The sequence below is a fragment of the Bacillus sp. HMA207 genome (assembly GCF_003402455.1).
Taxonomy (GTDB): Bacteria; Bacillota; Bacilli; order Bacillales; family Bacillaceae_G; genus Bacillus_A; species Bacillus_A cereus.
In genome coordinates this window covers 81805-105896 of record NZ_BEZT01000004.1, presented here as the reverse complement: position 1 = coordinate 105896, position 24092 = coordinate 81805, and the positions used below count along the sequence as shown (strand labels likewise).

Here is a 24092-nt window from a genome sequence, read left to right as displayed (position 1 = left end):
TGAGTGATTCATCGTTTTTTTTATTTGGTACAAGAAAATAAGAGGAAGAGAGGAATACGTAAGCGACGTTTATACTCTTCTTCATCTTGAAAATAGGTTGGATTTGGTGTAGCTTCTTTTAATGATGTAATGGTAAATCCGGCTTGCTGTAATAATGTGAAATAATCTTCCGTTGTACGATGATATTTAATAACTTCTTGGTCAATCCATGGTTCAACCCGTTTGCCTAGTTTAAAGTAATCATCGACGAGCCAACTCGTTCTTTTACCACTCGTTTGTAAGCTTTCAAATGAAGAAGTAATAACGGGATGTTGAACGCTAAAGGTAAAGGTGCCATTTGTTTTTAAAGTTTGAAATACATTTTGAAAAATGGTATCAAGATGTTCAATATAATGTAAGGCGAGTCTAGATGTTACTAAATCAAAAGTGGAAGAGGGGTAGGTATAATCTTTGAGGTTTAAAAAATGAACAGATCCATTTTTATTTTCTAGTTGTTTTTTAGCTTTTTCATACATAAGTTCGGAGCCTTCAATGCCGGTGTAAGAGTAGCAACCCTTTTCTAATAATTCCGCGCCAAACCTAGCATCACCACAGCCTAAATCGAGAATTTGTTTTCCTCGTACATGACCAATGAGCTGAAAGAATACTGGTTTTTCAATGGATTCATTTGGGCTATTTTCTCGATATCTTCGTTTCATATATTGTTCGAAAAATGCTGTGTTATTGTATACATCAGATTCTGTAAATGCCATGTTTGAAACCTCCCGAAATATTTTTTTAATTCTATCAAATATGAAAAGTAAATGATAGATTTATTGTAATGAATCATATATAATCTAAAATTGTAAGCGGTTACTTTAAACTATTTTTCTATAATAAATTCTGAAAACGTGTTAAGCTAGTAGAGGGATTATTAGAACTATTAAGACAATAATCCGCTTACATGAACGATGGGAGGCTTCACGATGTCTAGTAAAACACTTGCGAAATTTTTAGAAGAAAATTTAGAGGATTTAAAATCAAAGGGGCTTTATAACGTAATTGATCCGCTTGAGAGTTCAAATGGACCGATCATTACAATTGGCGGAAAAGAATATATTAACTTATCTTCAAACAACTATCTTGGATTAGCAACAGATAGCCGTTTGCAAGAAGCAGCAATTGGTGCTATTCATAAGTACGGTGTTGGAGCAGGGGCTGTTCGTACAATTAACGGTACTTTAGATTTGCATATTAAGTTAGAAGAAACAATTGCAAAGTTTAAACATACAGAAGCAGCAATTGCTTATCAATCAGGATTTAACTGTAATATGGCAGCGATTTCAGCTGTTATGGATAAAAATGATGCAATTCTTTCAGACGAATTAAACCATGCTTCTATTATTGATGGTAGTCGTCTATCAAAAGCAAAAATTATTGTTTATAAACATTCGGATATGGAAGATTTACGCCAAAAAGCAATTGCGGCGAAAGAATCAGGTCTTTACAATAAATTAATGGTAATTACAGACGGTGTCTTTTCAATGGATGGAGATGTTGCAAAACTACCAGAAATTGTTGAGATTGCAGAAGAGTTAGATTTAATGACATACGTAGATGATGCACACGGTTCAGGTGTACTTGGAAAAGGTGCAGGAACTGTAAAGCACTTCGGTCTTTCTGATAAAGTTGATTTCCAAATTGGTACATTATCAAAAGCAATTGGGGTAATTGGTGGATATGTAGCAGGGAAACAAAATTTAATTGACTGGTTAAAAGTTCGTTCACGTCCATTCTTATTCTCTACAGCATTAACACCAGCTGATGCAGCAGCTTGCATGAGATCAATTGAAATCTTAATGGAAAGCACAGAGTTACACGATCGCTTATGGGAAAATGGTCGCTACTTAAAACAAGGATTAAAAGAACTTGGCTTTAACATTGGGGAAAGTGAAACGCCAATTACACCTTGTATCATTGGGGACGAAGTATTAACACAAGAATTTAGTAAACGTCTAAATGAAGAAGGTGTATACGCAAAATCTATCGTGTTCCCAACTGTAGCAAAAGGAACAGGGCGCGTTCGTAATATGCCTACAGCAGCTCATACGAAAGAAATGTTAGATGAAGCAATTCTTAAGTATGAAAAAGTAGGAAAAGAAATGGGCATCATTTAAGTAACGACATCTTTTGAATAGCTTGCAAATGAGGAGTGGGGAAAATGAAAAAAATTCTAGTAACCGGTTCTTTAGGGCAAATTGGTTCTGAACTAGTAATGAAACTTCGTGATGTATACGGCGCATCAAATGTTATTGCAACAGATATTCGTGAAACAGATAGTGAAGTAGTAACGTCTGGTCCATTTGAAACGTTAGATGTAACAGATGGACAAAAACTACATGATATCGCAAAGCGTAATGAAGTAGATACAATTATTCATTTAGCAGCTTTACTTTCAGCAACAGCAGAAAAAAATCCGTTATTTGCATGGAATTTAAATATGGGTGGACTTGTAAATGCTCTAGAAGCAGCTCGTGAATTAAACTGTAAGTTCTTCACGCCAAGTTCTATCGGTGCATTTGGTCCATCAACGCCAAAAGATAATACACCGCAAGATACAATTCAGCGTCCTACTACGATGTATGGGGTAAACAAAGTGGCAGGAGAATTACTGTGTGATTATTATCATCAAAAATTTGGCGTAGATACGCGCGGTGTCCGTTTCCCAGGTTTAATTTCTTACGTAGCGCCTCCAGGAGGCGGAACGACTGATTATGCAGTTGAAATTTATTATGAGGCGATTAAAAAAGGTGCATACACCTCATACATTGCTGAAGGAACATATATGGACATGATGTATATGCCTGATGCTTTACAAGCGATCATTTCATTAATGGAAGCTGATCCAAGTAAGCTAGTGCATAGAAATGCATTTAACATTACAGCAATGAGCTTCGAGCCAGAGCAAATTGCAGCGTCAATTCGTAAACACATTCCGACGTTTACAATGGATTATGCAGTAGATCCAGCTCGTCAAACAATTGCTGATAGCTGGCCGAACTCTATTGACGCAACAGCAGCAATGAAAGAGTGGGGCTTTAAAGCAGAATACGATTTAGACAAAATGACAACTGACATGCTGGCTAAGTTAAAAAAAAAGCTCACAGCTGAGTTAGTGATGAATTAATAGGAAGAGTCGATTCTTAGGAATCGGCTCTTCATTATTTTTGGGAGGAGAGAAGTCTTATGCAAAGAGTTGATGTCGTATACGCACTAATACATGACGAAGAAACAGATAAAATATTAATGGTACATAATGTAGAACAAAACGTTTGGTCATTGCCAGGTGGGGCTGTGGAAAAAGGTGAAATATTAGAGGAAGCACTAATAAGAGAAGTGAAAGAAGAGACAGGTTTAACCGCCTTGGCTGGGGGGCTTGTTGCGATCAATGAAAAATTCTTTGAAGAATCAGGGAATCATGCACTATTTTTTACATTCCGAGCGAATGTAGTAAAAGGGGAACTTATTGCGGAAGATGAAGGTGAAATTTCTGCAATAGAGTGGGTGGATCGAACAATTGCGAATGAGCGCTTCCCATACTATGACGGAGGATTTGAGTCTTTGTTAGAAGTAGCCATTCCATACAAGTTTCAACCAGAAACAAAGTAATTGAACGAAAAAACAGGAGCCACAAGGCTCCTATTTTCTATTCAATCGTCTTCAGTAATAGTTTTTTCAGCAATGGTTTAATCTTCAATCGTAAATCTTCAGCATGATTTGCAACTAAGAAGTGATGGTTATAAATGTTTTTCATCAATTGATAAGTTGCTTCTTTCGCTTCGCCTTCTTCTATGAAGATACCGATTACTTCCATACCACTTTTACGCGCGAGTTTAACAGCTTCATGCGTATCTAAAATTCCGTCTTGTTGATAGTCTAGCGCAGAAGGCTCACCGTCTGTGAAGACTAGTAAGAATTTATGTTTCTCAGGTCTTTTGGCAAGTTTTTCAGAAACGATACGAATAATATATCCGTCGCGGTTATCTTCTTCTTCACGAAGTTGCATAATTTCTGGACCAACGTTTGGTAACGTTGAGTTTTTATAATTTATAACTTCATGAATAACGTTCGGCTTATCTTCAGGTTTAGCGCTAGAGGCATCTTCCCAAAATCCGCTAATAGCGTGCGGGATTTTTAAAGATTTTAAAGCTTCATGGAATAGTACAACACTCTTCTTCGTTTCTTCCATTTTGTTATACATAGAACCAGAACAGTCAACTAACAGTTGGAATGCAACATCGAGTTCTTGTGACTCTTGTCCTTTTTTATAAAACATCCGCGGTTGTTTTTCGGTATAAATACGAAGGAATTTCTTACGAAGTCTTCCGTAATATTTATCACTATTCGCATTCGTTTTATTTTCAATCGTTTTTTCGATAATTTTCTTTAATTCTTTTACATCTTTATTGACGACTGATTTGATAGCTTGGTAATCTTTTTTCTCATCAATATTTACTTTGCGAGCTTCTTTAAATGTATGAGAAGCACCTACATTATACTTCCCATATGCACCGTCGTGCTGGCTAGAAGCGTGTGAAGCCCTTGCTTCTTCTGTATCAGCGCCATCAAAGTTGGATTGTGTACTTTTTTGAGAAGTACCTTGTACAGAACCAAGTGCTTGGTCGCCATCTTCTGATTCACGAGCAGTATCGCCCATCATGTTTGTTTTTGTTCCGCTTTCTAATTCAAAGCGTAAAAAGTTCTCGTTTTCGTTATTTTTATTTTCACGATGCCATGTGGAGAAACTTTCATCCATTTTGTTTTTATTTTCATCGTCATCTATAAGCTGCGTATCATCATTTGCTAAATCTTCGACGCGACAGTTCTTTTCGTCTGCAAGAACAGATAAGTAAAGTGGAGCATGTCCGAAATAGTTGTTAAGCATATCACTTTCAAGAAGCGCCTCTAAGCGATAGCGAATTTTCTCAACGATATACATAATATCTTCTGTATTACGTGCTTGGAATGTTTCATGTAAAATCGCTTCAATTTGCTCAAAATATTCATTATTAAACATTTCATATTTATCGCTCGTTAATGAAAGATAGCATAGGCAAAATAGACGATCACCGTGATAATTACGAACACGGTTTATTTCATTTTGAGAGCCGAAATAATTGCGGTACATTTCTTTTCGACGTTTAAAAACATGCTTCGTGCCAGGACGTAAGTTCTTTACGATTTCCTCAACGCGTAAATCTTCTAATAGAACAAATAATTGTGTTAAAAACTTTTTTAGGGGCGATTCTTGCAATTCAATCGCATAAGAACGAATTAAAGTCATGTCCGAGTAATGTTTATTACCAAGTGCTTTTAAGAACACTTCGCTTTTTAATCCGATTACTGTATCTTCTTCTTTTCGATCATCCCAAAAGTGACTAATGACAACTTTCTTTTCAATTTCGTCGTAGTATGCTTTATAGCCATATTCAAGATAGGCATCGTCTTCTTTTAGAAGGGCATACATTAAGTTTTCCATTTGTAGAAACAGCGACGCATCAATTTTTTTGTCACTAAAAATTTGTCTCATAAATTATCCCTCAAAGAAATAACTTTCTGCTAATTCACGGACAGTCATTTGTTCTGTTTCATCATTAAGTTTTGCAATTATGCTTCGTTCAATCGCTCGCATAACAGGAATATATACACCTAAATCACATGCGTCGATAATACCACGAATACTTGCTGCTTCTTCACTTACACGTCCATCGCGAGCTAAAGGCATAAGGTCGCTTGCAAAGGCAACAAACTTTTCAATTGTTGCAACATCATTTAATTTTGATTCTGCTAATAATAGTTCTTTTAATGTATCACCTTGAATGTAAGGAACTTCAATAATAACGAAACGGTTTTTTAACGCTTCATTTAGTTCACTTGTTCCAACGTAACCTTCGTTAATCGCAGCAATTACACGGTATTCGTCATCACCGTATACAACCTCTTGTGTAAATGGGTTTGTAATCATTTTACGGTAATCTAATGCGCCGTGAAGAAGTGGTAACGTTTCAGGTTTTGCCATATTGATTTCGTCAATATATAGGAAGTGACCGTTCTTCATTGCTTTCATAAGAGGACCGTTAACGAATGAAACTTCAGATGCACCATCTTTCGTTTGTAGTGTGTTGTATCCTAAAATACCCTCTACATCTAAGTCGACAGAGCAGTTAATGCTATGCATTGGTTTTTGGAATAAAGAAGAAAGAGTTTCCGCTAGTACTGTTTTACCACTACCAGTCGGTCCTTTTAATAGAATGTTCTTGCCAAGAAGAAGTGCTGTAATCGCATCTTCAATAATGCTATTATCAGACGCTTTATATATTTTCGTTCCGATTAAATGTGCATTTTCACCAGCTTCTTGTTTATTCTTTTCATGAATCGTAGAAAGCTGTTGTTTTAAATCAGCATGTATATGAAATTGTTCTAACATGTATTTCCCACCTAACATTATTTTCATAAAGTAATACATCTTATGATAACTTGTTTTAATATGGTATGCAAAGAAAAGGAAGGAGGATAAAGGGAAAAGAAAAAGCAATCAAGATGAAGTTGATTGCCTACAGTAAAGGAGAAATGAGCCTCATGAAAGACTCCAATATGCGTTTTTTTATACTTCTTTTTTGGAAAGAGTTCCATTTAATTTCAGTTGAATGTTTAAAATCTTCTTCAAAATCACGTTTAATGTCGTGAACTGTTTTTGATTCATAAAGCACGCTAATAATTTCGTAATTCAATTCAAAGCTACGTACATCCATGTTCGCTGTTCCAATAGTTGCAATTGTATCATCAACGAGTACAATTTTTGCATGCATAAAACCATCTTTATAACTGTAAATAGAAGCACCAGCTTTTAAAAGCGGAGTGAAATAGGATTGAGATGCTTGATCACTAATGATGCTATCACTTTTACCTGGATATAAAATCCGTACATCTATTCCGGCAATTGCACTTAAGCGTAATAATGTTAAAGTTTCTTGATCTGGAATAAAGTAGGGTGTAGCGATCCAAATGGATTTTTTTGCAGAGCCCATAACAGCTAATAATGTATTACGAATACTTTTATCATCGGAGCTTGGTCCGCTTGCTACGATTTGAACAGCACCTTCTGCATTTGAAATCTCTTTACCTGGGAAGTATTGTCTATTCATGAATTGATCCCAGGAATAAGTATTTAAACCACTAGAGGCATAGAGCCAGTCTTCTAGAAAGATTGCTTGTAATTTATATAATGCTTTTCCTTCTATTTTTAAATGACTATCACGCCAAACAGGAAATTTCTTGGAACGGCCAAGATATTCATCACCGACATTGAGTCCTCCGGTAAAACCAATTTCGCCATCTACAATAACAATTTTTCGATGGTTACGATAATTGACAGTTTCAAGTAACCAAGCTGAAAAAATAGGGTCAAATTCTACAATTTCAATCCCAGCTTCTTTCATAGGTTGCAAAAATCGTCGTCTTAACGTATTACTTCCAAGGCCATCATAAAGGAAGCGTACAATAACACCATCTTTTGCTTTTTGTATTAAAGCATCTCGAACTTTTGTACCAATTTCATCAGATTTATAAATGTAGTATTGAATATGTATATGATGTTTTGCTTGCTCTATAGCTCGCAAAATTTCTGAAAATGTTTGATCTCCGTTTGTTAAAAGTTTTGTAGTTGTTTTATCTGCAGCAGGACCGCCTCCAAATTTTTGTATGACTTCTGTTAAATGTATGGAACGTTCATTTAGTGGGACTGTGAGTAATAACTCTAGTCTTCTTCCTTCTAATATTTCACGGAATAATTTTCTTTGTTCTTCTGAACGATGGAGATGTTTTTTTCTTCTCCAGCGGCTGCGCCCGAAAATAGCGTATAATAGCACACCTATAATAGGAAGAAGTGCTAATACTAAAAACCATGCTAATGTACTTTGTGGAGATCTATTTTCTATAAAAATAACGAATGAAATTCCTACGATTGTGATGGACCATAGAGCACCGACAAATGTATATAACGAGATATACGATGTATTTAATAGGAACAGAACGATAGATACAATTGTAAATATTAATAGTAATTGAACGATAGGCTTCTTCATTTCTATATAATTCCCCTAATCTTTTTTCAATATAGACTTCTTAAATAGAAGATGTAATATGACATCTTTATTATAAGGTGTTTTGCTTTTTTTACAAAATATAGACATTTCACCTATACTTTCCGCATTTGTCCTACATACAATGTACTATCCCATTTTTTATCCCACTCTTAACGCATATGAAAATGAAAAAATCGAAAAGGAGCGGAGAAACATGAATTATATAGAAAATAATGGATTGTATTATCGAAATCATCATGGAGGACACAATCATGGTGGGCACAATCATAACGGTGGACATCATCACCATGGAGGACACAATCACTATGATCACCATCATCATCACGGAGGCGGATGGGGCTGGGGTGGTGGTAGTTCATGGGGAGGCGGATTTTTCCCTGGAAGCTTTGCAGGAGGATTGTTAGGCGGACTAACAGCTGGTGCATTAACAGGTGCAACAAGTGGAGGGTATTATCCGGCTCCATATCCAGTAGCTTATCCGTCGCCATACCCTGTAACGTATCCAATGCCATACCCAGGTTATCAGCAAATACCATATTCGTATTAAACTAAAAAAGAGGCTATCCTCTTTTTTAGTTTAATACGGTATTTATTTATAAAATACTTCCAAAATTAAGGTGAAAATATGTTAATATTTTGTTATTGTAATTCAAAAACATATACATTGATGTAGAGTTTTATATTATTATTCGTGAATAGTTATGTAGTATGTTCTAATTTCTATTTCGTTATTAAAAACAAAGAGATCAGATGTGAGTGGTATTAGTTGGAAACAAGGCTTGCATAGAGCCACTTAAAGGGATTGCAGTATAATAAGGTGCGAAATAATTAGGGAGATGAGAAGCTACTATTTATAATTAGAACGGTATAATATTGCTTTTTATTACAAATAATATTATGTTATTTTAATCGGTCTATTCAAAAAGATAATTTATGTAATGGGCTAGTATTAGAAAATGAAATATCTCTATTTCTATGAAGAGAAACAGGTTGTGTTTTAGTCAGATAGAAGCAAGGAGAGATGCGCATGCTAGAACAGAGAGGTCATGCATTATATGACTCTTCATTGCGAGATTTAAAGTTAGCATTAGATGAGTCTTCAATTGTTGCAATTACAGATCGAAAAGGTCTTATTACATATGTAAATGATAAATTTTGTGAAATCTCTAAATACAAAAGAGAAGAATTAATTGGAAAAGATCACCGTATTTTAAATTCAGGACATCATCCAAAAACCTTTTTTCAAGACTTATGGAAGCGTATTTTGAATGGGAAAGTATGGACAGGTGAGATTCGGAATCGAGCAAAAGATGGTACATATTATTGGGTCAAAACAACAATTGTTCCATTTTTAAATGAAAAAGGAGAGCCATACCAGTTTATCGCAATTCGAAATGATATTAGTAGTAGAAAAGAAGCGGAACATAGATTGCGGCTAAGTGAAAGTCGTTATAGGGAACTTGCCTATCATGATGCTTTAACGAGTTTGCCTAACCGTTTACAATTAATAACGACCGTTAACGAATTGATTGCAGATAAAAAAGAATTTGGTATGATTTACTTTGATTTGGACCGTTTTAAATTAGTAAATGATACATTAGGTCATATGATAGGGGATTTACTTTTAAGTGAAGTTGCTTCAAGGTTGCATTATGTACTAGGAGAGAAAGATGTTCTGGCTAGGCTAGGTGGCGACGAATTTGTGCTGTTAACAAAAAATCATAGACAAGATGATATGAGTCAGTTAGCGACATCTGTGTTGTCATGTTTTCAGGCACCATTTATGCTGGAAGGCCATGAAGTATACATTTCAGCTAGTCTAGGACTTTGTTCTTATCCACAAGACGGACAAGATGTGGAAACGTTATTGAAAAACTCTGACTTAGCTATGTATAGTGCAAAAGAACAGGGGAGAAACGCTGCGTGTTTCTTTACAGATGAGCTACGCGCGAAAATAAATCGTAGAATGAAAGTTGAGTTTGCTTTGCAAAAGGCAATTCGTGATGAAGAGTTAGATGTAGCATTGCAGCCTATTATTGATTTGAAAACGAAGAGATATTCTGGTATAGAAGCTCTAGTACGTTGTATGACAGAAGACGGACCTATTTCACCAAGCGAATTTATCCCTGTAGCTGAAGAGTCTGGACTAATTATAAAACTAGGAGACTGGGTATTAGAAAAATCATGTCGCTTGTTTAAAACATTGCCGAATTATCAAGAAGGACTAAAGTTATCTGTGAATTTATCTATACAACAATTAATGCAGAAACGTTTTATTTTATCAGTACGTAGCATTTTAAAGAGAACTGGTTTTCCTCCGAACCGTTTAATATTAGAAATAACGGAAAGTATTGCAGTCCGCCATTTTGATTATATTATTGCTACATTACAAGAATTAAGAAATATGGGTGTTTTAATTGCTTTGGATGATTTCGGAACTGGCTATTCTTCCTTATATTATTTAAAACAACTACCACTGGATATTGTAAAAATTGATCGTAATTTTATTCGTGAATTTCATTATGATCACGCACAACCAGAACGAACGATTGTAAAATCTGTTATTGAAATTGCTCATAGTTTAAATTTAGCAGTAGTTGCTGAAGGAGTAGAAACAGTAGAGCAAGAGAGTTTGTTACAATCAATGAGCTGTGATTATGTACAGGGATTTTATTATGCGAAACCTTTATCTGTAGGAGAGCTAAAAGAAAAGTTAATTACAGATTTTTAATAAAAAAGAGAAGCCAGCAGCTTCTCTTTATTTAATCCGTTTTTTGTGAGTCTTTCATTAGTACTGGATAAAGAATAAGACCTAATACGAACAATCCAATTCCTAAGAAGAACGTTTTTAAATCAGCAGTTCCCGTTTTGATAACCCAAATGGAGTATACCAACGCCAATGTAGTAATGATTCCATCTTTTACTCGAGATCCTGGCAGTATATCATACGTTTCTCCTGTAATAACTAATTTTAATTGGTACAAGGTAGAAACAAGGTATGGAATTAAATAGGCTAATGTTGCTACGACGATAGCGAAACTATACGCTTCTGAAACAGTACCAGAAATCGTTGAAAATAAGAAAATTTGCGTCATTACATTTGTAATCAATAATGATTTTGCAGGACTACCTTTTTTATTTGTTTTCCCGAAAAACTTAGGGAAAAGTCCATTTTTTGCTGCCTGGTAAGGTACCTCTGAACTAACAACAATCCAGCCAACTGTAGATCCAAATAAAGATATAAGAGCGAGTAAAGCCATTATATATGCACCTTTATTTCCAATTGCTAAATTTAATGCGTCTACTAATGGTTTTTGAGACTCTTTTAAAGCATCTTGCGGAAGAGCTCCCATTGTAAGTAAAGTAATTGACATGTAAATAAGAAGAGCGATAATTAATCCGAAAATCGTAGCTTTTTTTACATCGCGCTGTGATTTTGCACGATTAGAAAGCATAACTGCTGATTCAATACCGATAAATGCCCAGAGTGTTGCAATAGCAGCTGAATTGATTTGTCCACCTAATGAGATTGATTGTCCTGCTTCATTCATAAAGGTTTGACCGTCTCCGAAATTAGAGGCGTTGAAAATGAATAATGTAATTACAATAAACATTGTAAATCCAATAATTTTTGCAATGGTAGCAAGTAGATTCATGTTTCCAGCTCGATCAATATTTTGAGAAAGAATATATTGAATTCCCCACAGCATAAGGCTACATACGAGGAAAGTTAATCCTTTTCCGAGTTCCAGTGAAAATCCATTTATTGAAAAAAGAATTTGCTTACTTTGTAAAACTGGAAAGAATGTTGATAAATATCCAGCAAAGGAAATAATAACAGATGCTGTTGCAGCCCAGTTAGCAGCCCAATATCCCCATGCCATACTATATCCTGCAACTTTACCAGCTTTTTTTGAAGGAAACATCGCTTGAGCATAGCTTTGTGGTCCAGCTTTTAATTCTGGTTTCCGAATCGCTAAATTTCCAAATACAAGTGCAATCATAAATACGCCAAGGCCTGTAATACTCCATGCGAGTGTAGAACCCATTGGCCCTGATACTTGTGCTAAATTTGCTGGAAGCATAAATACGCCACCGCCAACCATATTCCCGATAACAAATGCTGTTAAAACCCATAATCCCCATTTTTTCGTTTCCATTTTTGTTAACTCCTTTGTAGTAAGTTTTGCTTAAACATCATTTTTTACTAGCTTTTTGACAATAAAAAAAGAGCCATGTAGATAAAAAAATACCTACATGGCTCTTTCGCCAAAGCGTAGGTACAACGGGAATAACCCTTGTACCTACGCGTAATTTTTCCGCTAGGTTTCAAGGGTTACGTATGATGATGATGTTTTTGTGCAAATGTAACTACAGTTGTTGTATAAGTAAGCATAGTTCTTTGCTCCCTTTCTCCTCTGATTTTGAAGTTAGTATACTACATGTTTTTTTGAATGAAAAGAAAAATATAAAAATTTTTATAAAAATACGTTTTAAAGATTAAATATTTACCTATATTTTTCTTGTACTGGAAAATAAGTGAGAGATTGGCAGAAGAGTGAAGCATGTTATAATACATATAGAATTAGAAGGTGACAAGGGGCTATTGTAGATGATGAGTAAGTATGAACAAATTTATACAGAAATCAGTAAATCTATTGATAATAAACAATTAAAAGAGGGATGCAAAATCCCATCAGAAACAGAATTAATGAAGCAGTATGAGGCAAGCCGAGGCACGGTAAGAAAAGCTGTAGATTTACTGCAAGAGCGTGGATATGTGCAAAAAATTCATGGGAAAGGTGTTTTTGTTTTAAAGCGAAAAAATATTGAATTTAATTTTGGCGGTATTGTAAGTTTCCAAGAAGAAAATGAACGTTTGGGACGTCATTGTATTACGGAAGTTGTGGAAATGGACAAAGAAAAAGCCACAAAAGAAATTGCGAAATTATTAAATGTAAAAGAAAAAACAGAGATTGACCATATTAAACGTGTACGAAATATTGATGGAGAAAAAGTAATTTTAGATATAAATCATTTTGTATCTGAGTTTATTCCAGGATTAACGAAAGAAATTGCGACTGCATCGATTTATAAATACATCGAGAAAGAGCTTGGGCTACATATTAGTTATTCGCAGAGGGTAATAGAAGTACAGCCATGTACAGAGGATGACAGAAAGTATTTAGATTTAAATGGAACAGACTATGTTGTCGTTGTGAAAAACTTTACACATTTGTATGATGGAAGTCAGTTTGAATATACAGAATCACGCCACCGTTTAGATATTTTTCACTTTTCGGATGTGGCACGCAGGAAGTAAAGAGGTGGAACAAAATATTGTTTCATCTCTTTTTTTTATAAAAAAAAACACAAACTCGTATATACGAGTGTTGACTAACTTATATATACGAGTTAATATGTAATTGTAAACGGTATCAAAAAAAGAAAAGAGGGACGGGAATATGGGGAAAGACTATCGTAAAACAGCAGAGGAAGTGTTGCATTATATTGGTGGGAAAGACAATATTGAACAAGCTGCACATTGTGTGACGAGGCTCCGTATCGCTTTAAAAGATGAAAGTAAAATAGATAATGATAAATTACAGTCTGTTTCATTAGTGAAAGGAGCGTTTCATAACGCTGGTATATTTCAAATTGTAATTGGTCCAGGGGATGTAGATCGTGTTTACGCTGAATTGATAACGCTTGCAGGTATGAAAGAATCGACTGTAGCGGACGTAAAAGACTCTGGAAATCAGAAGTTAAATCCAGCTCAAAAGTTTGTGAAAATATTTTCGGATGTATTTATGCCGATATTACCAGCGATCGTAACAGCTGGTTTACTAATGGGTATTAACAATCTATTAGGCGCAAAGGACTTATTTTTTGATGGGAAAAATTTATTAGATGTTTATCCGAACTTAGGCGGGCTTTGGGATTTAATTAATATGATGGCCAATACAGCATTCGTATTCTTACCAGCACTTGTCGGTTGGTCAGCAACGAAGCGTTTTGGTGGTAGTCCAATACTAGGGATTGTTATGGGATTAATGCTTGTACACCCGGCCTTATTAAACGCTTGGGACTATGGAAAAGCAGCGACTGGTTTAGAGGGTCAAAAGATTGAGTACTTCAATATTTTAGGACTATTCCAAATTGAGAAGGTAGGATATCAAGGACAAATTTTACCTGTTTTAGTAGCAGCATTTGTATTAAGTAAAGTGGAAATTTTCTTAAAGAAACATGTACCAAATGCAATTCAATTATTAGTTGTACCAATTACAACAATCGTTGTGACAGGTGTGTTAGCACTAGGAATTATCGGTCCGGTTACACGTCATATTGGAGATTTATTAACAGTAGGATTAGTAGGTGTATATGAAACAGTACCAGTAGTTGGAGCAGTATTATTTGGAGCGTTATATGCACCGCTTGTAATTACAGGTATGCATCATATGTTTATTGCAATTGATTTACAATTGATTGCACAACATGGCGGGACATTTATTTGGCCGATGATCGCTCTTTCTAACATTGCGCAAGGTAGTGCGGCACTTGCGATGTTCTGGATTTCTAAAAATCAAAATGATAAAAGTATGGCATCAACATCAGCCATTTCAGCATACTTCGGTATTACAGAACCAGCGATGTTTGGGGTGAATTTACGAAATAAGTTCCCGTTCTATGCAGCGATTATAGGGTCTGCTGTGGCAGCGATATTCATTACATTAAATGGTGTATTAGCGCCTGCTATCGGAATTGGCGGATTGCCAGCATTTATTTCTATCATTCCGAAATCGATTCCAATGTTTATTGTAGGAATGATTATTGCAGTTGTAATCCCGTTTACTTTAACATGGTTATTTGCAAAAAGAGTCAAACAGAAGTAGGAGGAAGTTAAACATGAAGGATTGGCATAAAAGTGTAGTCTATCAAATTTATCCGAAGAGCTTTAATAGTTATTACAATAGAGAAACCGGTGATATAAAAGGGGTTACAGAGAAACTAGATTATTTAAAAGAACTCGGAGTGGATTATATATGGTTAACACCGATATACCAATCACCACAAAATGATAATGGATATGATGTAAGTGATTACTACAGCATTGATCCATCTTACGGAACGATGGAAGAGTTTGAAGAACTTTTAGAGGAAGCGAAAGTACGTAACATTGAGATTATGCTTGATATTGTTGTAAATCATAGTTCGACTGAACATAAGTGGTTTAAAGAAGCGAAGGAAGATAAAAATAGTCCATATCGTAATTACTATATTTGGCGTGATGAAAAAAATAATTGGCAGTCTAAGTTTGGTGGATCTGCTTGGAAATATGATGAGAAGACGGAGCAATATTATTTACATTTATTTGATGAAACACAAGCTGATTTAAATTGGGAAAATGAAAAACTTCGTGAAGAAGTATATGATATGATGCGTTTTTGGCTGGATAAAGGAGTAACAGGATTCCGATTAGATGTCATTAACTTAATTTCAAAAGACCAATGCTTCTTAAACGATGAAGGTAGTACTGCGACAAGTGATGGACGCAAGTATTATACAGATGGTCCGCGTGTTCATGAATATTTACAAGAGATGAACCGAAATGTTTTTGAAGGAAAAGATGTAATTACAGTTGGAGAAATGTCATCTACGACAATTGATAATTGTATTAAATATTCTAATCCTGAGCGTAATGAATTAAGCATGACGTTTAGTTTCCATCATTTAAAAGTAGACTATCCGAATGGTGATAAGTGGACGAAAGCAGAGTTTGATTTTATTAAATTAAAAGAGATTATGTCTAGCTGGCAAATTGAAATGCAAAAGGGCGGAGGATGGAATGCGTTATTTTGGTGTAATCATGATCAGCCTCGCATCGTGTCACGCTTTGGTGATGATGGAAAGTACCGAAACGAATCTGCAAAAATGTTAGCGACAGCCATGCACATGCTGCAAGGAACGCCTTATATTTATCAAGGGGAAGAAATCGGTATGACGAATCCTAAATTTGAGTCCATCGAGCAATATCGTGATGTGGAATCGTTAAATATATACGATATAAAGCTAAAAGAAGGGTTATCAAAAGAAGAGATTATAGGGATTTTAAAGCAAAAATCTCGTGACAACTCCCGTACTCCAATGCAGTGGAATGAAGAGATGAACAGTGGCTTTACAACAAGTACACCTTGGATTTCAGTGGCTGAAAACTTTAAAGAAATAAACGTAGAGAAGGCATTAGAAGATAAAGAGTCCGTATTTTATCATTATAAAAAGTTAATAGAACTTAGAAAAACGTATGATGTAATTACAGAAGGAGAATATGCTATTTTGGATAAAAATGACCCTAAAATTTGGGCATATACTCGTACTACAGAAAGTGAAGTACTACTTGTTATAAATAACTTCTATGGAGAAGAAATAACGTACTCTGTACAAGCGCACGTTCAATTAGATGGAATGAAACAAGAAGTACTACTGTCGAATTATAAAGATGCCAGCAAGGATATTGCAAAACTTAACTTAAGACCTTATGAATCAATTGTGTATCGATATACGAAATAAAAAGGTTGTATGCCCATGCGGCATACAACCTTTTATTTTAGGACACCACTGTACAAAATGTTTACCTCTACCTCAGGTTTGAATTTTACTTTTGCATAATCTTTATTCCAATTTTTCTTCTTCCATAAGTCAGGGTGATAGGCGATAAGGTGTCTGCCGATACCGAAAGCATCACAGTTTGCTTTTTGTAACTTTTTCGTTATCTTTTTAGCTTCTTTCGTAAGTTGTGTAGACAATTCTTTATTTAGTTTTTTTCTTTCATCCATTTTGTAAAGATTATCTCTCGGAGCTTCAAGCGCTATAACTTTTAGTTGGAGCTTAATGTGAGCATAAACATTTCCTTTTTTATCTGTTGTTATTTTTAAGTCGCGTTTTAACTTTCGATTGCTAATTTCCATTGTTAAATAATCAGATGTTTTCTCTGATTCATCGCTAGTAAGCTTTTGGGTTATACGGGCACTTGTTCCCATTTTTCCAGTTAATAATACGAATAAAACAGATTGTTTCAAAGGTAAATGCCCAGTTAATTTATCATTATTAAATAAAGCTAGACCGTTTGTAATCACTTCTTTTCCTTTTATTTTTATAGAAGGGAGGGTAAAGTCTTTACCGGGATCTAACATTTTTGTAGAAGCTGTTTCTAAAGTTTCTTTTGGAAACACACTCATATCTTCTAAACTTTTCACTTTTTTCTTTAGAAAATCTCCAATTAGTAAATTTCCTACTTTCTTTTTTTCTAGTATCTCGGATGTTTCACCATCTACTGCAATAAGTTTTACTAAAGCAGTTGGGTTTGTTGGGTCCCGAAAGCTGACATCTAAATAAGGTAATATACCTTTTTTTAGGATTTTGGTTCCGAGTAATTGAACGCCATATTTAAAATAGCGAATATTCCCAGTCACATTTTTTTTTAGGGCATCGCTTGTATCCCTTATGTTATGCCCGTTTGCTGAATGTATTTCATTTTCGAATGAAGATTGCTCGCCGCTTGAACTTTTTACGAGTTCAAGCGTTTGCTGAAGTTTATTCTCTTCCGTAATATCATAACCAATGCTATAAGCTAATCTGGCTTCTCTTAATGGCTCTTGATCCCAACAGCCAGAAAGGAGGGAACTAGTACATAATATAAAAAGTAATTTAACTCTTTTTTGGAACATAATGTTCTCCTTTCTTATTTCTTATTACTGAATAAAGTAGAAATAAAAGAGGGAGGACAACGATGAAAATATACGTGAACTTATCAGTGAAAGTTGAAATTACTTTTAATTCTTCAGGTGTATCTATAAATAAGGCTACACTAAAAGCAATAATACCGACGATTGGAACAGCTTTTTTATGATTAGCAAGATTGAATATATGCCCAACTCCGATTGAAGCAGCGCAATAATAACTAGCAATAGAAGCCACAACTGTTATCATCCATATTGGTATAAATAGTAAATCAGTCCGGTCTATAATCCCGATATGTAAGGAGCGTAATAAGTAAGCAACTGGTTCTGGAATAAGCTCGATTTGTTTTGGGCTAAATACGATATAGCAAATCCAAACAGTAAAAGTATAAAAAAGAGTTACAAATCCGTTAGCGATAGAAATTGCCTTCAGTTTTGCCACAGAACTCCCGTTTACTTTTGGGAAAGCGATAAGAATGATTTCAAAACCATACATAGCTGTAATTGTTTCTTTGGATGCTTGAATAATATTCCACCATCCAGCTTCTGTAATTGGAAAAATATAAGAAAAGTCAGCCCGTGAGAGCCCAAGTCCAATTAAAAGTGCCATTGGGAAAATAAGAATAGAAGCCATGACATAAAATCGTACAATTACTTTAAATGTATTATAGGCTACATAGCAACAAGCTATTGTAAATAGGATGAGAATGGCAGACCAAGGAGTGGCTTGTAATATCCAAACTTTAATGACATTACAAGCATTCAACATAACCGTCATACCAATAAGCGTAAAATAAAAAACATAAGCAAAACCTAATAGTTTTCCAAACTTATTACCAAATAGCATACAAACACTTTCATACATATCTGCATCAGGAAATCGTTTTAAAAAAAGCCACATAAGTAAAATAATAAGCTGAATTGCAAGCCCGGCGATGAGAGCAGAAATCCATCCGCCACCTTTTGCTATCGGGTGAAGACGGTTAGGTAGAGAAAGGATACCAACTCCGATTTGGCATTGAATAACGAAAAAGGTAAATTGAACGAGCGAAATTTTACTTTGCGTGTTTGTCACCGTCCTCATCCTCTCTCGTTACATGTTGTCGTTGCATTTTTTTCGGTTTTGGATCATGTGGTCGTTCCCAAAACGACCAAATTGGAAGTCTTACAAAAGAATCTTTCATATCTTTTATCCGCATCGGGGCAACAGGAGAAAGATATGGCGTATGAAATGAATGTAATTGACATAAATGAACGAAAGTTATAATGAGACCGAATGATATTCCGACGTATCCGAATATAGCAGCAAGAATCATTAATGGAAAACGAAGAATTCGAACTGCTGAACTCATATCGTTTGATGGAACGAGAAAAGATGAGATTGCAGTTAAAGCTACAACGATAATCATTGTGTAAGAAACGAGTCCGGCTTTTACAATCGCATCACCAATTACTAAACCACCTACAATACCGATTGTTTGTCCAACTCGGCTTGGTAAGCGAATACCAGCTTCCCGTAATAATTCAAAGATTAATTCCATTAAGAGAGCTTCAAAAATAGGAGGAAGTGGTACTTTCTCTAATGAAGCTTTAATTGTATACACAAGTTCGAGCGGCAATACATCAGGATGGAAGGCTACGGTTGCGATATATATAGCTGGTAAGAGAAAGGCAATCAAGAAGCTTACTAGGCGAATCATTCGGACGAAAGAACCAACAATCCAGCGGTTATTATAGTCATCTGGTGATTGGTAAAAAGCAAATAATGTAACAGGAACGATAAGAGCTGTTGGATCTCCATCAGATAAAATAGCAACTCGTCCTTCCATTAAATTTGCTGCGACTCTATCTGGACGCTCTGTATTTAATTGCTGCGGAAATGGTGAGAAAGACGTATCCTCTATAAATTCTTGTATATATCCTGGAGGCATAAGTGCATCTGTCTTAATCGTTTCTAACCTTCTTTTTACCTCTGTAACTAAATCGTCATTCGCTATGTTTTGCATATAAGCAATTGCCACTTTCGTATGCATTTCTTCACCAAGTGTGAAATATTTAATGACGACATGTGGACTTTTTATGAGTTTGCGAATGGAAGCTAAATTGGTTGCTAAGTCTTCTACAAAACCAGTATGCGGTCCACGGACAATTCCTTCATTATCAGGTTCTGCTATATCTCTCTTTAAGGATAGAGCTGTTTCGAAAATACAAAAACTGTCGACGTGTTCATGAAAATATAAGGATTTACCTTGTAATAAAAGCTGCACACCATAATTTAAATTCGTTTCTTTTTTCATATTTAATGTAGAAAAAGCTTTATCTATAGCTAAGTCTGACCGTGTCAATAAAGGCTCAAGAGCTAACTGATGAATTAGATTTGGATCTGCTAAAGATTCGATATATAAGATTATTCCTTTTCCGTTTTGAAAAGGGAGATCTAATTTTTTTATATCATCAGAATGAGAAAGTTTATTTTCAATGTAACTAATGTTCTCCGGAAGTGATGGAAACATATGCTTTTGTTTTTTACTCTCTTGTTGTTCTTTTTTCTCTGTCATAATTTCCACCTCTTTTAAAGTGCAATTGTTTCTGTTAATTTTTGTCGTTTGTGAGAAATTTATGCTTGAATTATTTTTTAAAAAGAGGGTTGAAGGTTACGTTACATTGTCTTTTGTGCATTATTCAATTTCATAGCAGTACTTCTAACATTTGTGTCGAATTAAGAAGATATATAGGAGGGATATATATGGAAATAGCTGTAGAACGTGTTTTTACGAAAGAGATTTTAAAAAGAGCAGCGAATTTGTTTCATGTAACAGTAGAAGAAAAGCCACTTGGAGATTTTGAGAATTATATTTTTAAGGCGAAGGGTGATAATGATGAAGATTACGTATTACGTTTAACACATTCTTCTCATCGTTCTAAACAAGAGGTAGAGGCTGAACTAGATTTTTTACGATATGTTGCGGAGAATGGGGCAAAGGTAGCAGGACCTCTTTATTCAACGTCTCGAAATCTCGTAGAAGAAATCGTAGCAGAGGATGGGACTTTCTTTTTCGCTTCTTTATTTATATATGCAAAAGGTGAGCAAGTAAAAGGAGCAGAATCGCCTTATTGGGGAGATGCTTATTTTGAAGCGTGGGGAAAAGCGATTGGGCAACTGCATCGCCTTACAATGGATTATCCTAAAACAGACTACCGTGATACGTGGGAAGAAGACGAAAGTGGAATTGTTAATGAATTAGAAGATGGTCAAGTGAAAGAGATTGCAGCGGTATTAATGGATGAAATTAAGGCTCTTCCAGTTGAAAGAGAAACGTTCGGTCTTATGCACGGTGATATTCATCAAGGTAATTTTCATTATGATGGTAAAGAGCTAACAATCTTTGATTTTGATGATGCTGCTTATAATTACTTTATACATGATTTAGCGATGGTTTTATACTACTCTGTTCTATTTACACCGTGGACAGCAGAAGAGAAGACAGATTTTGCTCGTAAACAGTTACAAGTGTTACGAAAAGGATATGAGTATGAGCACAGGCTGGCGGATAGTTGGTATGAATCGTTACCACTATTTTTACGTTTACGTGATATAGGTTTATATGGAACGCTTCAAAAGAAGTTTAAAGGGAAAGATATGCCTGATAACTTCTTGAAATTATCAGAAGAGCTATACGAAAGAATTATTAAAAGAGAAGCAATTGTGAATATATAATACATTTAGTTCAAAACAAAGTATATAAAACAAATATATACTTTGTTTTTTTATACAAAAATATGTTTACTTTATTAAAATAATATTGTCCTAGATTCGGTATGCACTTATAATTTTATATATATTCTGAATATTCTTTATAAAGAAGGAGGGGGAATGTTGGAAACTTTCGTAAATTGGTTAAATAATATTGTTTGGAGTCCAGCACTTGTTTATTTATGTTTAGGAGTAGGTTTATATTTTTCTATTCGAACGAAGTTTTTACAAGTAAGGCACGTAGGAGAAATGGTGAAGCTGACATTTCAAGGAGAAAAATCAGAGGCTGGTGTTTCTTCATTCCAAGCGTTAGCACTTTCGTTATCAGGACGTGTTGGAACAGGAAATATCGCTGGGGTAGCAACAGCCGTTGCATTCGGTGGACCAGGAGCTGTATTTTGGATGTGGGCAGTAGCCTTTTTAGGAGCAGGATCAGCTTATGTAGAATCAACACTCGCGCAAATATATAAGACGAAACATCAAGGACAATTTCGTGGTGGACCTGCTTATTACATTGAAAAAGGTTTAGGTGTGAAATGGTATGCTTTAGTATTCGTTGCAGCGACAATTCTTGCAACGGGGCTTTTACTACCAGGTGTGCAAGCAAATAGTATTGCTGTAAGTTTAGAAACTGCTTTTGGTATTAATACTACCGCATCAGGGGCTATATTAGTTGTCGTATTAGCTCTTATCATTTTCGGTGGAGTAAAGCGAATTGTTAACGTAGCGCAAGTTGTCGTACCGTTTATGGCAATAGGCTATATTTTAGTAGCTTGCGTCATTGTTGCTATGAATATTGAAAAATTGCCAGAAGCATTTATGTTAATTATAAGAAGTGCATTTGCATTAGAAGCTGCTTTCGGTGGTATTATCGGTTTAGCAATCTCTTGGGGGGTAAAACGTGGTATTTATTCCAATGAAGCAGGACAAGGGACTGGACCACACGCAGCAGCAGCAGCCGAAGTATCACATCCAGCTAAGCAAGGTTTAGTGCAAGCATTTTCCGTTTACATTGATACATTATTTGTTTGTTCAGCAACAGCATTTATGATGATTATTACAGGCATGTATAACGTATTTGATGCAAGCGGAAAAAACTTTATCGTTAATAAACTAAATGGTGCTCAGCCAGGACCAGGATATACACAGGCGGCGGTAGAATCTGTTTTTCCTGGATTTGGAAACGGTTTCGTTGCAATCTCGTTATTATTCTTCGCGTTTACAACAATTATGGCGTATTACTACATTGCAGAAACGAATATTGCATACTTAAATCGTGATAAAGACCGTCCTTGGATGTCTATGGTACTAAAGTTTGTATTTTTAGGAGCTGTATTCTATGGCTGTATAAAAACAGCAGCAACAGCTTGGGCTTTAGGCGACATTGGGGTAGGAATTATGGCATGGGTAAATATCATTGCGATTTTACTATTACAAAAACCTGCATTAGTCGCATTAAAGGATTATGAAAAACAGAAAAAAGAAGGAAAAGATCCAGTATTCGATCCAGGGCCATTAGGAATTAAAAATGCTGATTTTTGGGAGCATGAATACGGGAAAGATAAGAAAGAAGAAGTATCTTAACAGAATAGAAATGAAGAAGCAAAGGGGAAACCCTTTGCTTTTTTTTATGGACAAATTGAAGCTAAAAGTTATTTTTGGGACTATTTTTGAATATAAAAAGAATGTACATGCATTGTTAGGGGAAGGGGGAGTATGTTGATAGAATTTCGTAATGTAAATAAATATTATGGTAACTTTCAAGTTTTGAAAAATATTAATGTGCAAGTGAAAAAAGGGGAAGTGGTAGTAGTTGTCGGGCCTTCAGGATCAGGAAAAAGTACATTGCTTCGATGTATAAATCAATTAGAGGCAATTACAGATGGAGAATTAATTGTACAAAATACAGAGGTACACAATAAAAAAACGGACATGAATGAATTGCGGCGAAATATTGGGATGGTCTTTCAACATTTTTATTTATATCCACATAAAACGGTTCTTCAAAATATTACATTAGCACCGATTAAAGTAAATAAAGTTTCCAAAGAAGAAGCAGAGAAAACAGCAATGTTTTATTTAGAGAAAGTAGGAATCCCGGAGAAGGCTAACGTATATCCGCATCAATTATCCGGAGGACAACAGCAACGGGTGGCAATTGCTAGAGGACTTGCGATGCAGCCGGAAATTATGCTATTTGATGAGCCTACGTCTGCTCTTGATCCAGAGATGATCGGGGAAGTACTTGATGTTATGAAAACGCTAGCTAAAGAAGGGATGACGATGGTCGTTGTCACGCATGAAATGGGATTTGCGCGAGAAGTAGCTGATCGGATTTTATTTATGGATGATGGTGAGATCATTGAGGATACAACACCGGCGCAATTTTTTGCGAGTCCTGAACAAGAAAGAGCACGTTTATTTTTAAGTCGAGTGTTAAATCATTAAAGGAGGAAT

Annotated in this window: 18 protein-coding genes and 1 pseudogene; 11 read left to right on the top strand and 8 right to left on the bottom strand. The window is 35.3% G+C overall.

Features of this window, described 5'->3' with window-relative positions; translation table 11 throughout:
* Positions 1 to 20: 20 nt before the first annotated feature.
* Positions 21 to 752 (bottom strand): class I SAM-dependent DNA methyltransferase, encoded by a 732-nt coding sequence (locus HMAS_RS25065; RefSeq protein WP_025710092.1) that lies wholly within the window; start codon positions 750 to 752, stop codon positions 21 to 23.
* A gap of 213 nt (positions 753 to 965) precedes the next feature.
* Between HMAS_RS25065 and HMAS_RS25060 the strand changes: the two genes are divergently transcribed.
* The 3 genes from HMAS_RS25060 to HMAS_RS25050 are packed head-to-tail and all read left to right on the top strand — an operon-like array spanning position 966 to position 3648.
* Positions 966 to 2156, top strand: coding sequence for a glycine C-acetyltransferase (locus HMAS_RS25060; RefSeq protein WP_000095905.1), 1191 nt, complete (start codon positions 966 to 968; stop codon positions 2154 to 2156).
* 44 nt (positions 2157 to 2200) lie between these two features.
* A complete protein-coding gene (locus HMAS_RS25055; protein WP_000723125.1) occupies positions 2201 to 3166 on the top strand; it encodes an L-threonine 3-dehydrogenase in 966 nt (321 codons plus the stop codon).
* 59 nt (positions 3167 to 3225) lie between these two features.
* The gene (locus HMAS_RS25050) at positions 3226 to 3648 is read left to right on the top strand and encodes an NUDIX hydrolase (RefSeq protein WP_001189940.1); all 423 of its coding nucleotides are present in this window, start codon (positions 3226 to 3228) and stop codon (positions 3646 to 3648) included.
* Positions 3649 to 3685: 37 nt separating this feature from the next.
* Here HMAS_RS25050 and HMAS_RS25045 read toward each other — a convergent pair whose 3' ends face one another.
* The 3 genes from HMAS_RS25045 to HMAS_RS25035 form a co-directional block, all read right to left on the bottom strand.
* A complete protein-coding gene (locus tag HMAS_RS25045) occupies positions 3686 to 5569 on the bottom strand; it encodes a vWA domain-containing protein (protein WP_025710090.1) in 1884 nt (627 codons plus the stop codon).
* A gap of 3 nt (positions 5570 to 5572) precedes the next feature.
* Positions 5573 to 6466 (bottom strand): ATP-binding protein, encoded by an 894-nt coding sequence (locus tag HMAS_RS25040; protein ID WP_000892973.1) that lies wholly within the window; start codon positions 6464 to 6466, stop codon positions 5573 to 5575.
* Positions 6467 to 6593: 127 nt separating this feature from the next.
* Entirely contained in the window at positions 6594 to 8123 is a 1530-nt protein-coding gene (locus HMAS_RS25035) for a cardiolipin synthase (RefSeq protein WP_000743030.1), read from the bottom strand.
* Positions 8124 to 8337: 214 nt separating this feature from the next.
* Here HMAS_RS25035 and HMAS_RS25030 point away from each other — a divergent pair, with 214 nt between their 5' ends.
* Positions 8338 to 8691 carry a cobalt transporter gene (locus HMAS_RS25030; RefSeq protein ID WP_116345080.1) on the top strand — a complete coding sequence of 118 codons (354 nt, stop codon included), beginning with the start codon at positions 8338 to 8340 and terminating at the stop codon, positions 8689 to 8691.
* Positions 8692 to 9171: 480 nt separating this feature from the next.
* Complete coding sequence (locus HMAS_RS25025) at positions 9172 to 10875, top strand: putative bifunctional diguanylate cyclase/phosphodiesterase (RefSeq protein WP_000893345.1); 1704 nt, start codon at positions 9172 to 9174, stop codon at positions 10873 to 10875.
* A 31-nt stretch (positions 10876 to 10906) separates the two neighbouring features.
* Here HMAS_RS25025 and HMAS_RS25020 read toward each other — a convergent pair whose 3' ends face one another.
* Positions 10907 to 12304: an amino acid permease gene (locus tag HMAS_RS25020; RefSeq protein WP_000448441.1), complete on the bottom strand. Its 1398-nt coding sequence runs from the start codon at positions 12302 to 12304 to the stop codon at positions 10907 to 10909.
* Between the two features lie 452 nt (positions 12305 to 12756).
* Between HMAS_RS25020 and treR the strand changes: the two genes are divergently transcribed.
* The 3 genes from treR to treC all read left to right on the top strand — a co-directional run bounded on the left by treR (position 12757) and on the right by treC (position 16712).
* On the top strand, positions 12757 to 13467 hold the full coding sequence (treR, locus tag HMAS_RS25015; RefSeq protein WP_000987242.1) for a trehalose operon repressor: 711 nt from the start codon (positions 12757 to 12759) through the stop codon (positions 13465 to 13467).
* 142 nt (positions 13468 to 13609) lie between these two features.
* A complete protein-coding gene (treP, locus tag HMAS_RS25010) occupies positions 13610 to 15037 on the top strand; it encodes a PTS system trehalose-specific EIIBC component (protein WP_048558569.1) in 1428 nt (475 codons plus the stop codon).
* Between the two features lie 13 nt (positions 15038 to 15050).
* Entirely contained in the window at positions 15051 to 16712 is a 1662-nt protein-coding gene (treC, locus tag HMAS_RS25005) for an alpha,alpha-phosphotrehalase (protein WP_116345079.1), read from the top strand.
* A 32-nt stretch (positions 16713 to 16744) separates the two neighbouring features.
* On the opposite strand, the gene gerKC is transcribed toward treC, so the two are convergent.
* From gerKC to gerKA, 3 genes are read right to left on the bottom strand one after another with little or no spacing between them, the layout of a single operon-like run.
* Positions 16745 to 17869 carry a spore germination protein GerKC gene (gerKC, locus tag HMAS_RS25000; protein ID WP_000486849.1) on the bottom strand — a complete coding sequence of 375 codons (1125 nt, stop codon included), beginning with the start codon at positions 17867 to 17869 and terminating at the stop codon, positions 16745 to 16747.
* Positions 17850 to 18956, bottom strand: a complete 1107-nt coding sequence (locus tag HMAS_RS24995; protein ID WP_000185774.1) for a GerAB/ArcD/ProY family transporter — start codon at positions 18954 to 18956, stop codon at positions 17850 to 17852. The genes gerKC and HMAS_RS24995 overlap by 20 nt, the downstream gene beginning before the upstream one ends.
* Complete coding sequence (gerKA, locus tag HMAS_RS24990; RefSeq protein WP_000136667.1) at positions 18937 to 20439, bottom strand: spore germination protein GerKA; 1503 nt, start codon at positions 20437 to 20439, stop codon at positions 18937 to 18939. The genes HMAS_RS24995 and gerKA overlap by 20 nt, the downstream gene beginning before the upstream one ends.
* A gap of 188 nt (positions 20440 to 20627) precedes the next feature.
* Here gerKA and HMAS_RS24985 point away from each other — a divergent pair, with 188 nt between their 5' ends.
* From HMAS_RS24985 to HMAS_RS24975, 3 genes and pseudogenes are all read left to right on the top strand, one after another.
* The gene (locus HMAS_RS24985) at positions 20628 to 21599 is read left to right on the top strand and encodes a phosphotransferase enzyme family protein (protein ID WP_000401644.1); all 972 of its coding nucleotides are present in this window, start codon (positions 20628 to 20630) and stop codon (positions 21597 to 21599) included.
* 159 nt (positions 21600 to 21758) lie between these two features.
* Positions 21759 to 23219, top strand: a complete 1461-nt coding sequence (locus tag HMAS_RS24980; RefSeq protein WP_000447396.1) for an alanine/glycine:cation symporter family protein — start codon at positions 21759 to 21761, stop codon at positions 23217 to 23219.
* Positions 23164 to 24083, top strand: a pseudogene (locus HMAS_RS24975) (amino acid ABC transporter ATP-binding protein). Before HMAS_RS24980 ends, HMAS_RS24975 begins: the two are co-directional and overlap by 56 nt.
* Positions 24084 to 24092 lie beyond the last annotated feature (9 nt).